This window comes from Sulfurospirillum arsenophilum NBRC 109478 (assembly GCF_000813345.1).
Classification (GTDB): domain Bacteria; phylum Campylobacterota; class Campylobacteria; order Campylobacterales; family Sulfurospirillaceae; genus Sulfurospirillum; species Sulfurospirillum arsenophilum.
The window spans coordinates 190238-202684 of sequence record NZ_BBQF01000004.1; the positions used below are offsets into that span (position 1 = coordinate 190238).

General features: G+C 39.7%; 11 protein-coding genes. 5 read left to right on the plus strand and 6 right to left on the minus strand.

The window, feature by feature from the left end; genetic code table 11:
* The first annotated feature begins 25 nt into the window (after positions 1-25).
* The 5 genes from SAR02S_RS11375 to hpf all read left to right on the plus strand — a co-directional run bounded on the left by SAR02S_RS11375 (position 26) and on the right by hpf (position 6192).
* On the plus strand, positions 26-3529 hold the full coding sequence (locus SAR02S_RS11375; protein WP_084218509.1) for a PA14 domain-containing protein: 3504 nt from the start codon (positions 26-28) through the stop codon (positions 3527-3529).
* Positions 3529-4200, plus strand: coding sequence for a hypothetical protein (locus SAR02S_RS11380; protein ID WP_041959802.1), 672 nt, complete (start codon positions 3529-3531; stop codon positions 4198-4200). Before SAR02S_RS11375 ends, SAR02S_RS11380 begins: the two co-directional genes overlap by 1 nt.
* The gene (locus SAR02S_RS11385) at positions 4197-5132 is read left to right on the plus strand and encodes a type II secretion system protein (RefSeq protein WP_041959804.1); all 936 of its coding nucleotides are present in this window, start codon (positions 4197-4199) and stop codon (positions 5130-5132) included. The genes SAR02S_RS11380 and SAR02S_RS11385 overlap by 4 nt, the downstream gene beginning before the upstream one ends.
* Complete coding sequence (locus tag SAR02S_RS11390) at positions 5132-5581, plus strand: hypothetical protein (RefSeq protein ID WP_052433627.1); 450 nt, start codon at positions 5132-5134, stop codon at positions 5579-5581. Before SAR02S_RS11385 ends, SAR02S_RS11390 begins: the two co-directional genes overlap by 1 nt.
* A gap of 89 nt (positions 5582-5670) precedes the next feature.
* Entirely contained in the window at positions 5671-6192 is a 522-nt protein-coding gene (gene hpf / locus SAR02S_RS11395) for a ribosome hibernation-promoting factor, HPF/YfiA family (protein WP_041959806.1), read from the plus strand.
* A gap of 2 nt (positions 6193-6194) precedes the next feature.
* Here the strand turns inward: hpf and recG are convergent, their stop codons facing one another.
* The 6 genes from recG to hemL are packed head-to-tail and all read right to left on the minus strand — an operon-like array spanning position 6195 to position 12423.
* Positions 6195-8033, minus strand: coding sequence for an ATP-dependent DNA helicase RecG (recG, locus tag SAR02S_RS11400; RefSeq protein ID WP_041959808.1), 1839 nt, complete (start codon positions 8031-8033; stop codon positions 6195-6197).
* Positions 8020-9270 carry a M16 family metallopeptidase gene (locus SAR02S_RS11405; protein ID WP_369385042.1) on the minus strand — a complete coding sequence of 417 codons (1251 nt, stop codon included), beginning with the start codon at positions 9268-9270 and terminating at the stop codon, positions 8020-8022. The genes recG and SAR02S_RS11405 overlap by 14 nt, the downstream gene beginning before the upstream one ends.
* A gap of 44 nt (positions 9271-9314) precedes the next feature.
* Positions 9315-10364, minus strand: a complete 1050-nt coding sequence (locus tag SAR02S_RS11410; RefSeq protein ID WP_041959811.1) for a dehypoxanthine futalosine cyclase — start codon at positions 10362-10364, stop codon at positions 9315-9317.
* Positions 10348-10860 (minus strand): hypothetical protein, encoded by a 513-nt coding sequence (locus tag SAR02S_RS11415; protein ID WP_232294050.1) that lies wholly within the window; start codon positions 10858-10860, stop codon positions 10348-10350. Before SAR02S_RS11415 ends, SAR02S_RS11410 begins: the two co-directional genes overlap by 17 nt.
* Complete coding sequence (locus tag SAR02S_RS11420) at positions 10838-11140, minus strand: AtpZ/AtpI family protein (protein WP_041959813.1); 303 nt, start codon at positions 11138-11140, stop codon at positions 10838-10840. The genes SAR02S_RS11415 and SAR02S_RS11420 overlap by 23 nt, the downstream gene beginning before the upstream one ends.
* Entirely contained in the window at positions 11137-12423 is a 1287-nt protein-coding gene (hemL, locus tag SAR02S_RS11425; RefSeq protein WP_041959815.1) for a glutamate-1-semialdehyde 2,1-aminomutase, read from the minus strand. Before hemL ends, SAR02S_RS11420 begins: the two co-directional genes overlap by 4 nt.
* Positions 12424-12447 lie beyond the last annotated feature (24 nt).

Consider the following 12447-nt stretch of genomic DNA (forward strand, 5'->3'; position numbering starts at 1 on the left):
CTACGTTATTTATTAAAGGTTTACGGTGAGAAGAAAACATCATTGGTTAGTGTGTCTTCTTTTCATCACTCACTTCTTATACGCATCAGGCGATGGCCTTACTGGAAACTACTACAATAGATCTTTTTTGACTTCTCCTGACTACCCTATCACGAGACAAGCTGATTTGACACGTATTGATACTACTATTGATTTCAATTGGAGTTTCTGGTTCGGGTCACCTGATTCTTCAATACAGTATGATTATTTTCAAGCTAAATGGGTAGGATACGTTTATATACCAACGACTGGAACATGGACATTTTACACAGAATCAGATGATGGTGTTAAACTAACAGTCAACAATCAACTTATTATTAATAACTGGACATCCCATTGGCAAACAACGAACAGCTACTCACTCTATTTAACATCGGGTTATTATCCTATTGTCATGGATTACTTTGAAGTATTGGGGAGTGCTGTTGCAAGACTTTTATGGTCAGGACCTGGTATTACAGATGTTCAAGTGATACCTCAAACATATCTTTACACACAAATTCCAACCTCAGATACTGGCGATCTTAATACCTGTGGAACATTTCTTGGAGCAATTACGTCGCGCGGTGCATGCAACACGAGTCAAGCTGGTTCAGTCACTATTCAATCTGGTGCTCAAATTATTAACAACCCAGATACAACATTGGCAACGTGCATCGTTACAGATAATAGCGGTAAGACATTTTCATGCATAACGGCGGATTGTAGTGCGGCTACAATTTCAGGCTCTACTTTAAGTATAAACTATAATAATCCACCAACATCTGTTTCAGTTAATTCATCTCCTGCACCAAATTACTCTATAGATTTACAGATCACCACAAATACCACTTCAGCTGCCAACAATATTGATAAAATCGACTATTCATGGTCTGAGCACTCTTTAACATTACAAAGTAGTGGTAATGCTACTTTAAATATTAATGATGTTGATGCGATGACAACAAATGACCAACTTATTATTAATTCATATCCAATTGTCAATATAGGAACATTACAATCAAGCAATAATCCTGGCAATAAAGTTTACATTAGCAACTCGGCTTCAGTGAATATCAAAAACTTAACGATAGGAAGTATAGGTGGAGTGATTGATATTAACGCCACATCAAGTATCCAAGCTGAAACTTTTAATCCTGCTTTCAGTACAAAGACTGTTTTACGTGCGCCAAAAATTTCTATGAATTCTCTTACCGTAACAGATGTAGGAGGGACCTCTTCGAGCACTACACTCTATGCCGATGAAATTGATATTGGGTTACTCGATATGAAAGGCAAGGCTATAGTCACAATCTATCCTTATACTGCAGGGAAAACGATACTTTTGAGAGCCAATACAATTAAATCCTCTTCAAGCAGTTCACTTTTTCTTTCAACAGGCAATTACTATACACAAGTGCTAGATATACCAGGAACCTCAGATTCCATTTCCGTCGCAGCATTGGATGCGAACCAGCTCATTAATTTTTTTATCGATGGTAATTTTTCTCCAGGAAACAACCCCGGCATTAACAGTGCCGGCAATAAAGGTAATTTTGGAACACTCCCCGCAACTTCATTTCGTCTCTTTATCAATGGCAACTTAAATATAGGAGGTGGCGGTACGACAATTAATGCTGTCATTTATGTCGAAAAAGATGCAAATTTAGGGAGCCCAACATATATAAAAGGTGCTCTTTCTGCAAAAAATATCGATATAGGAGTAGATTCAAAAATTTACTATGACACTGCAATTAGTAGTCAAAGCTATGCAAAATGTACTAACACAACGACTGGAGGTCTTTTTGATGGTTGGGAAACATCTATCTTGGGTTCTCCTCCGTCAAGCTCAAGCCGTAAAATTTATACAAAAATTACCAATCAACCCTTTACGCTTAAAACGGCATCTATTGACAATTCTCAATATAAAAATTACACCTCAGGATTGGTAGGATGGAGACTTGTAGAAAGTACGCAATGTCCTAGTGGTACAACATCATCCATTACCGCATGGAAAGACCTTAATCTTTCTGTCAACAATCCTACGACAATCACAACAACCATTCCAAGTGCCTATAAAGATGTCCGTGTCCAATTTGCTAAAAAAGTCAATAATAACTACACCGATTTGAACTGTTCTACCGATAATTTTGCTATTCGACCTGACCATTTTGATCTAAGTTATACGGGAGGGTCTGTAAATCTGCTGAAAGCTGGAGAAGATTATAATGTTACCGTTGTTGCCAAAGATTATTTGGGTAATGCGTCACAGAACTATTCACAAACAAAAGATAATATAAACCTCAAAACACCCCCAACAAAATTGTTACCAACTGGTGTTGAAGACACAAACAACCTACTTCAAGGAATCTTTTCTTTTAGCAATACTTCCTTCAGCTTTACAAATGGTATGACAAATGCCATGGGTATCTTGTTCTCAGATGTTGGGAAGATGACACTGGATATCAACGATACCAACTGGGCGATTGTTGATGCTGGCGATACACCAGAAAATAATCGTACCATAAAAGGAAATATGAATCTGACTTTTATTCCTTTTCAATTTAGTGCTTCAAATATTAGAATCGTAGATTTTTTAGATGGAAATTTCACCTATCTTTCGAATGATCTTAATATGTCTGCTCAATTAGATTTCAATATTACAGCACAAAATAAACTTGGGGCAACAACGAGAAATTTTAGTTCAACACTGTATGAAAACAACATATCCATAACGCCATCCATCAGAGATACGCTTTATGGTAAAGCCAATGACACCAATATCACTTCGGCCATCCTTGGTTTTACTGCAGGAACCAAACATATAGCATGGAACGATAGTAACTTATCAAGAATAATAAGATTTAATTTCACACGCAATCTTACGCAACCCATCAACCCTTTTGATGTTAATGCAACAGAATCGAATATTTCTGTCACATCAACATACACAGATGCAAGCAATAGTGCTGTTATTAGCAATCCTACTGTCAATCAAAGCGGCATTACAAATGGTACAATGGGGAATGCATTATTTTATTATGGACGTGTTTACTCAACCGATTATCGAGAAGCTAGCCCTATAAATACAACGATCCGTTATGAGGTTTACTGTAAAGATTGTAATGTAACGGGATTGAATGCAATTGGCAGGCAAAGCCCTACTTCTCTAAGCTGGTACCAAAACCCTTTACATGTAATCACTGATGGTAATGTTTCTCAATTTACAACAATAGGCTATACCACCATTGCAAATCCAAATCTTAGTACTATTAACGCTCAAGGATTTGATATCAGCCATACACTTACAAATGCAAATGCGCCGTATATTGACCGTATTAAAATGACACCTTCATCATGGCTACTCTTTAATCCGTTCAATACAGGGGCAACAACTAACGATTTTAATGTTGAGTTTATAAGCACTGGAAACTGGGCAGGGCAAGGGCAACTTGGAGAGATAGTTGATGGTAATGCGTCAGTTCGTAGTAATCGTAGGTTGGAGTGGTAATGCGTTCGGCCATGTCGATGATAGAACTTGTCTTTGCCATAGTTATTATGGGCATTGCGGTGATGAGCTTACCACTTATCTTAACACAAGTGCAAAACAACAACGCTTTTGCGATGCAACAAGAATCTATCCTTGCAGCCAAAGCCAAAATAGGCGATATTCTCACTTATGAATGGGATGAAAATAGTTATGATGCTACAGCTTCACACTCTTTTGTGCTTGATACAGCAAACGGAGACGGTGAACTAAATGCAACAGCAGGTACACCGCGTAGAGTTGGTCATATAGATACTGACAATCGAAGAAAATTTTTTCCAGTAGCAACGCAAGCTTCTGCCATAGGAGCAGATGGCGGTGATTTAGATGATGTTGATGATTTTGATGGAACATCAAATCTATTAACGGTGACAGCAGGAGAAGATGCTGGAACATTGGATTATATTTTTGATTTAAATCTTACAACAACGGTTAATTATGTGGCAGATAATGCAAATTATGCTGCTTCACCACTTAATGGTTTTGCACTTAACTTTGCTAACGCACCTGCGACACCAACCAATATTAAAGTTATTTCTGTCACGGTTTCAGGAGGCGATCAAAACATTACATTGCGTGCCTTTACATGTAACATTGGCGAATCAACACTCCTTCCATCAAGGCCTTACCAATGAAAAAACGCACTGCTTTTACTATGATCGAATTGGTGATGGTCATTGTGGTATTGGGCATCGTTGCTAGTATTGGCGCTGAGATTATTACGAAGCTTTATGAAAACTACTTACGAACACGCGCTATCAACTATCTTCAAAGTCAAACGGAAATCACTTTAGAGCAAATAGCAAAACGTTTACAATACCGCATAAAAGATAGCGTAAGATCTATCGATGCGAATGGAGTGAGAGTAACTGTTGCATTACCGAGTGCAGATGCAGATTATGAAATTATCGAATGGATAGGTATTAGTAATGAAAGCTTTTTGGGTGAACACAATGGTACATCTGTCGTACCAGGATGGAGTGGGTTGATTGATATGGAGCATGCTAATACTACCTTTGCAACACAAACGCTTGAAACACCTGGAAGTAGACTCGATTTTGCTAATGATACAATCAAGGCGCTCACCAACAATACTGTTGCGATGGATGGAACAGCAGGAAAATTCCCTGCCATTATTTTTAAAGGCACAAAACCTGGTACTTTTGCAAATTATTATCCCCCTACTCAAACCTATGAAAACATGGTTATATGTAATGCATTCAATTGTGCTGCCAATTTTACAACCTTTAGTCTTCCTACCGGATTGGCTAATTTGAATGGAAACGCAAATGGAGATTTATATGAGCAATATTATCTTGTGCATACTGCCTATGCTCTTGTGCCTACTGGTAGTGCGAATGATTTTAATCTAACCCTTAGGTATAACTACCAACCATGGACAGGGGAAACCTATGCTAATGGAACAGCTACTGTCCTTGCTGAGCATGTCAGCACCTTCCGTATTCGTCAAGATGGTGATGTTGTACGTATCAAGCTTTGCATTCATGACAATAATCAAAGTGGCAACTTCGACTTTAGTGCTTGCAAAGAGAAGGTAATTTACTAATGCGTAAAGGATTTTCACTGATCACTGCGATTATTTTTATGGTACTCATTGCTTCCATAGCAGCACTTTCGCTCTCTTTTTCAGGATTATCAACCAAGCAAACCACGGATCTTTATCTCAGGGAGCAAGCCGAACTTTTAGTACAAAGTGGGACTGAATTTGCCCTTCTTGCAATTAGTGGTCACGATATTAACGCTACAAATAATTGTCTTAATGCCATTAACATACAGTATCCTCAAATTGGAACAGGTGCACTCTTTGACATCAATGTCACTCTTAATTATATGGGGAGAGGTCTTCCTGCTGGATGTAATACGTTAAGTAATACTGTAGCTACTGCTGACTCAAACATTACTGTCATCATTGACACAATTGTGCAAACCACTACGGCGAATAATATCTCCACAGAGCCTATCAGACTTCATCGACGCACCATCCAAAAGCCTTAAAATAAGCCTTTGAACCCTCCTTTTGCTTTAAGGTTCGTTTTGTTATACTTGTTTTATCAACCCAAAAGGGGTAAGGAAAAGGAGACAAGATGAACACAAGTATCGTAGGAAAACAATTTGATTTGACCGAGCCAATCAAGGCTTATGTTGAAGGAGCGGTTGATGCTCTTGGCAAATACAATTTGGACATTATCTCTGTGCGTACTGTGATCTCAGCGGATGAAAAAAATGGCAAAAAAGGCTTTAATGTCGAGTTTGCTATTAACATGGCACATAAAAACACCGTTGTTATTCAACAAAAAGACAAAGATGTGTATGCTGCGGTTGATCTTGCGATTGAGCGTGCTAAAAAAGTGCTTCGCCGCCACCACGATAAAATCAATACCCATAAACCAATTGAAGGCATTGTTGCTGCAGAGGCAGTTGAAAATGCCGAGGGAAGCGATGATGAGATTGTTCCAATGCGTCTTAACAGCTACAAACCTGTCGAGGTTGAAGATGCTATGAATGAACTCAAAGCTTCAGACAGACAATTTATCGTATTCCATGATATGGAAGACAAATTCCGCGTTATGTATAAAAAAACTGACGGAAGATTTGGACTTTACTAAGCCTAAACTTTGGGGAGGCTTTTTGCCTCCTCTACTCTTCTTTTTGCTTCTCTTAAAATTTCCTCATCACTTTCCATTTCAAACCAAACCAACTTTTTACCACTTTGAATGAGTCCACCAACCACGTCTCCACCTTGGCGAAACTGCAAATCAAGCTCGGCAATTTCAAAGCCATCAAGCGTCTGACTAAACTTTGTGAGTCTTTCACTTTGTGCTAAATTGGTATAAAGGTAACAGTACCCTTTTAAACCGTTACGACTAACTCGCCCTCTGAGCTGATGCAAACTGGCAAGCCCTAGTCGTTCTGCGCCGACAATAACGATGGTGGAGAGCCTTGGAAGCGAGATACCCACTTCGACAACCGTGGTCGAGATGAGCAAATTGCCCTCTTCTTTAAAGGTTTTAAGGATTTCCTCTTTGTTTTTATCTTTTCCATACGTCACATAGACTTTTTCAAAATTTTTCTCCCAAAAACCACGCCCCTCATCAATGGACTGGTAGTTCACCATCTCACTCTCTTCCACAAGAGGATAGACGATGATGCACTGATGATTCTGTGCAATTTCACTTTTGAGATGCTCGACTAACGCTTTAAAATCTTTTTTAGCAATGACGGTGGTCGTAATATCTTTAGGAAATGGCAACATCTTAATGAACGAAAAATCAACTAACGAGGACTGAATCATGCTCAGAGTCCGAGGAATTGGCGTCGCCGAAAACTGTAAATAATGTGGATGCCACGCTTGTTTGGAAACAAGTGCTGAAAGCAGTGCTCGCTGCTTTGTACCAAAGCGATGCTGTTCATCGACCATCACAAGCGCGCACACGGGAAGTTCCCTGTAAAGCAGAGCATGCGTGCCGATGATGAAATCAAACTCTTCTAAATTCTCTTTACTGTCTGCTTCTTGTGTGATCAAAAGCGTCTTTACATGTAAAGGTAAAAACTTCTGAGCCTCTTCAAAAAGTTGGTTTGCAAGTACTGTGGTGGGCGCCATTAAAATAGCTTTTTGTGGGTATGACATCATGACAGAACTTAATATCACCATCGTCTTTCCACACCCAACATCGCCCATGATGACGCGCTTCGCCGCAGTGTCGCTTAAAAAATCATGTTTAATTTCTCCGATAACTTTTTGCTGATCGGCGGTTAAGGTAAAAGGAAGTGAGGCGATAAAAGGCTGAACATCGCCATCAAGTTTTGCGCATGAAGGGAAACTAACCTTTTTGGTAGATAATTTTTTGAGGTAGTTATGGATTTCGACATATTTGAGCACTTTTAGGATGGATTCCGAGTAGCCAAAACTTCCTAGTGTACTTGCCTCTTTGGCACTAGGTCTATGCAAACTTAAAATAGTTTGAGCTTCATTTACATGTAAACCCTCGTTTAAGAGTGATTCAAGGCTGAGATGGTGCTCCATCAAACCTATAACTGTTTTATTTTGCAGAGGTGTTTTGTATTTGGGGATCAGGGTATTAATTGCTGTTACAATTTTGGGTTGCACCATCTGCAAACGCCCATTGTTGTAGCTTATTTTTCCATTAATATACAGCTCACTACCCACTTTAAAAAGTGCCTTATGATAGGGTTTTGCCATAAAAATGACACCATCAAGAAGTGTGTCCCACGCTTCGCAAAAGAAAATAATTTGAAAAACTTTAGGGCTTTGTTTGAGAGAAAGTACCTTTACATGTAACGTATTGATCTGCTCTAAAAGAGGAGCAGGTGAGAGGGTAGTATTTTCATACGAATGAGGAAGGAGTAGCGCTAAGTCTAAAAGCGTTCCTACTCCTATTTTTTTAAAGCGTTCCTTGTCTAGCGGATCACATTCAAGGTTTTGCACGTTTTGTGACTACTGAAAAGCTAAGGGCTGTGATCTCATCGTGTTTTTTAATGAAACTGTTAAGCTCTTCAAGGCTTAATTTTTCGATTTTTTCTAACTGTTTTTTAGAATGACCTAACTCATACCCACTGTAATATTCAAAGAAAGCACGAGATAGACGTTGGGAAAGTGTCTCGTTGCGAAGAGGCTCACTACCTAGTAAAAAGCGTTTCGCTTGGGCTAGTTCATCTTCAGTAACACCCTCGTCCACAAAGCGTTTGATCTCAGCAGCAACGACTTTTTTAGCCTCTTCCAAGTTCTCATTTTTCGTTTGAAGATGTCCTGTAAAACTACTACTGGATTTTCCAATGCTGCTTCTGCTGTAACTCGAATAAGCAAGTCCGCGTTTAACACGTATCTCTTCCATCAAACGACTTCCAAAACCGCTCTCTCCAAGGATGAAGCTTGCCACTTTAGCTTTATAGGCCTCAGGATCACCACTTTTCATATAAAACGGTGCACCAAAATAGATATACGCCTGCTCGCTCTCTTTCGTGACAATCAACTCTTTAGCATTTTTATTAGCATCAAAATAGCTCACAACACGTCGTTTACCATGTTTGATCTCAGAAAGGACAGGTAAAAGAAGTTTTTTAAGCTCCTCAAGTTCAATGTCGCCACCTGCAACGATAATAAGGCTCTCTAAATTCACACGTTCTTTGTAAAAGTTCTCTACATCTTTGAGTTTTAACGCTTTTATGCTTTTAACATCGCCACTATACGCATGCGATAAAGGCGTATTTTCAAAAATGAGTTTTTGAAGATTGAGGTTAGCAATGTAGTCAAAATCGCTCTCTTTGTTAGAGAGCATACCAAGGGTTAAAAGCTTGATTTTATCGAAACTCTCTTTGCTAAAGTTAGGACTTTTGAGAAGTTTTTTCATCATTTCCAAGGCATAAGGAAATTGCTCTTTTAGTGCTGAAGCCTCAAAAACAAGCGTTTCAACACCACTGTGCGCTCCTAAACTAATGGCACGAAATTCTAGCTCTTCTGCAAATGCCGTAGAACCCATCTCTTTGGTTCCTTCACCCAGCATCGCTGCTAAAAACTTCGCAATACCTTCATTGGTACCATCTTCCATGCTACCCGCATTTTTGACCACCAATTGTACCGAAGCAATAGGCAAAGAAGCATCTTTCTCAAATACCACAGGAATTTCGACACCATTTACATTGATTTGACTAACTTCTTGACCCACTAATACTCCTTGTAACAAAATCATTATCGTTAAAACTACTTTTTTCATGCAAACTGCTCCAAAACCGTGTACGAAGTATCGCGTTTGGCAGGAATTGAGCCAATGTCTTTGATGAGTTTAATCATCTCCGTTTGATTCATACGATTCGCCGCACCCGCAGCTTTGACCACGTTTTCTTCCATCATCGTACTACCCAGATCATTCGCTCCAAACATAAGTGCTAGCTGACCGATGTAACTGCCTTGCGTGACCCATGAACTTTGGATATTTTTAAAATTATCAAGATACAAACGGCTCACGGCTAAAAGCCTGAGGTAGCGATTTGATGACTGCTTTTTAATCTCAGGATGTTCCTCTTTAAGCTTGGTATGATCGCTTTGAAAACTCCACATAATAAACGCTCTAAAGCCTCCCGTTTCATCTTGAAGCTCTCTGATCTTTTCCCAATGTTCGATGATCTCTTCATCACTCTCTAAGGTTCCAAACATCATCGTAGCGGTTGATCTCATGCCGATTTTATGGGCAGCTCTATGCACACCCAACCACTCATCAGTCCCTAATTTCTTAGGGGCAATGATGTCACGGACACGGTCGCTGAGTATCTCAGCTCCAGCTCCTGGTATGCTGTAAAGTCCTTTTTTCTGAAGACGTAACAGCACTTCTTTGTAGCTAATCTTCGAGATTTTAGCAATGTAATCAATTTCTATGGCTGAAAATCCATGAATGGTAATACTTGGATAATTGGTACTTATCCACTCCACCAACTCCTCATACCATTCGATTTTTAGCTTCGGATGCACTCCGCCTTGGAAAAGGATTTGCGTTCCACCAATTTCAATAAGTTCTTCGATTTTTTGTCCAATTTCCTCAAAAGAGAGCACATACGCTTCGTCCTCTTTATGATGACGGTAAAAGGCACAAAATTTACAATCAACCCAGCAAACATTGGTATAGTTGATGTTTCGATCGACCACAAACGTTGTCAAATTTTCAGGGTGAAGCTCCATTTTGCGCTTCAACGCCATTTCCCCTAATGTATTAAGGTCAACCTCACGAATCAGACGTAAGGCCTCTTCATTACTCATTCGTTTCATTCAAACCCTTTTTAACAAACAAAACAGATAAAAAGCTTGAGAGTGGTACCACACTTAAGCCCACAAAAAAAGCAATCGCATCCAATGTATCATGGCGAATTAAAAAAAGTACTGCTAAAAACAGTACGCCATACGAGAAGATACGATACAGCGAAAGTGCACTTTTATAGCTTAAAGCGAGATTTTGAAAACTCTGTTTAAAGCCTACTTTAGCGACTCTTGGTGCAACATTCTCTTTTTCACCATCATCATCTTCTTCTTTATCGTCTTCATAGTATTTATCGAACTTATCATCTGGAATAAGCCCTGCATCAACACGACGCTGAACAAAAGTGTGATATGAGCGAAACGATGCCAACGTAATCAGCAGTGAGCATGCAAAAGCCATTTGTGTGTTCAAAAGCCAATCGCCTCCTTGAAATAAGGAGAGAAGAATGACAAAAATATCACCTAAAAAATAAAAACGTAAAAGCCTACTTGTCGTCGTCATTTTCATCATCATCTTTTGGTTGTTGGTATTTTTTATAGCGCACATCATCTTTGAGTTCATCAAGGGAAGCAACATTTTTTTTGTAAGCTTTATAGACATTGAGGATCGCTCCACCAATACCCCAAGAAACACCAACCCATAAAAGCCAAGGTGTGTTAAACCAATTGCTCATGAGCATACCCACACCAATACCGATGAGGACTGCTACAACAATAGAAATGCCTAAAGAGAGCTGTTCAGCCCCTTCAATGAGTTTACCGTATTTTGGTTTTTCTTTTTCGCTCATGCAATCTCTTCAAATACTTTATGTGCTGCTTCAATGGTATCTTCGATCATCTCATCGCTCATAGCATCACAGATAAAGCCAGTTTCAAACTGAGAACACGCAAAGTAAAAACCCTCTCTCAGCATACCTTGATGAAATGCCGCAAAACACTGTGTATTGCTCGTAAGGGCATCGTCAAAATTTTTCACCGGTTTGTCATTAAAAAAGAAGCCAAACATTGAGCCAATAGCGCCTACTTGAAGCGTAATGCCTGAAAGAGCTGCAGCATCTCTAAGCCCTTCAACAAGTCTTTTCGCTTTTTTCTCAAGTCTTACATATAAATCCGACTCTTCGATAATTTGCTCCAAAGAAGCAAGTCCTGCTGCCATTGCGACAGGATTTCCACTGAGTGTTCCTGCTTGGTAGACAGGACCATCTGGGGAGAGTTTATCCATAATTTCAGCGCGTCCACCAAACGCACCCACAGGCATACCGCCACCAATGACTTTTCCAAATGTCACCAAGTCAGGTTCGGTTTGGTAAATGCCTTGCGCACCTTTGAGGCTTGCTCTAAAACCACTCATAACCTCATCAAAAATTAGCAGTGCTCCATGTTTATCGCACAATGCTCTAAGTTCTTCTAAAAATTTTGGATCGGCGGGGACAAAACCCATATTGCCCGCAATTGGCTCGATGATAATACATGCGATATTTTTAGAGTTTTTAAAACACTCTTTTACACTTTTAATGTCGTTGTATTTTGCCAGTAACGTATGTTTGGTAAGATCAGCAGGAACACCTGGAGAGCTAGGACATCCAAAGGTGACTGCTCCGCTTCCGGCTTGGACTAAAAGTGAATCGCTGTGTCCATGGTAACAGCCTTCAAACTTGATAATGTCATCTTTACATGTAAAGCCGCGTGCTAGTCTGATGGCACTCATCACCGCTTCGGTTCCACTGCTCACAAAACGTACTTTATCCATCTCAGGAAAGAGCGAGCAGATCAGGCTTGCAAGCTTGGTTTCAGCCTTCGTTGGTGCGCCAAAGCTAAGCCCTTTTTTAACGGCTTTGATGACCGCTTTCTCAATGGTTTTGTTAGCATGCCCAAAAATCAGTGGACCCCAGCTTTGAACGTAATCCACATAGCGGTTTCCATCCACGTCGAAGAGATAAGCACCCTCACCTTTTTTGATAAACAACGGTGTTCCGCCAACACTTTTAAACGCACGTACCGGAGAATCAACACCACCAGGGATGACATTTCGAGCTTTTTCATAGGCTTTAATGCTTTTATCATAGTGCATTGTCACAAATCCTTAATTCATTTT

Coding starts and splice junctions, on each gene's coding strand:
- SAR02S_RS11420 (WP_041959813.1), bottom strand. CDS start 11,140: ATGAGCGAAAAAGAAAAACCAAAATACGGTAAACTCATTGAAGGGGCT.
- SAR02S_RS11415 (WP_232294050.1), bottom strand. CDS start 10,860: ATGAAAATGACGACGACAAGTAGGCTTTTACGTTTTTATTTTTTAGGT.
- SAR02S_RS11385 (WP_041959804.1), top strand. CDS start 4,197: ATGAAAAAACGCACTGCTTTTACTATGATCGAATTGGTGATGGTCATT.
- hpf (WP_041959806.1), top strand. CDS start 5,671: ATGAACACAAGTATCGTAGGAAAACAATTTGATTTGACCGAGCCAATC.
- SAR02S_RS11380 (WP_041959802.1), top strand. CDS start 3,529: ATGCGTTCGGCCATGTCGATGATAGAACTTGTCTTTGCCATAGTTATT.
- SAR02S_RS11390 (WP_052433627.1), top strand. CDS start 5,132: ATGCGTAAAGGATTTTCACTGATCACTGCGATTATTTTTATGGTACTC.
- SAR02S_RS11410 (WP_041959811.1), bottom strand. CDS start 10,364: ATGAAACGAATGAGTAATGAAGAGGCCTTACGTCTGATTCGTGAGGTT.
- hemL (WP_041959815.1), bottom strand. CDS start 12,423: ATGCACTATGATAAAAGCATTAAAGCCTATGAAAAAGCTCGAAATGTC.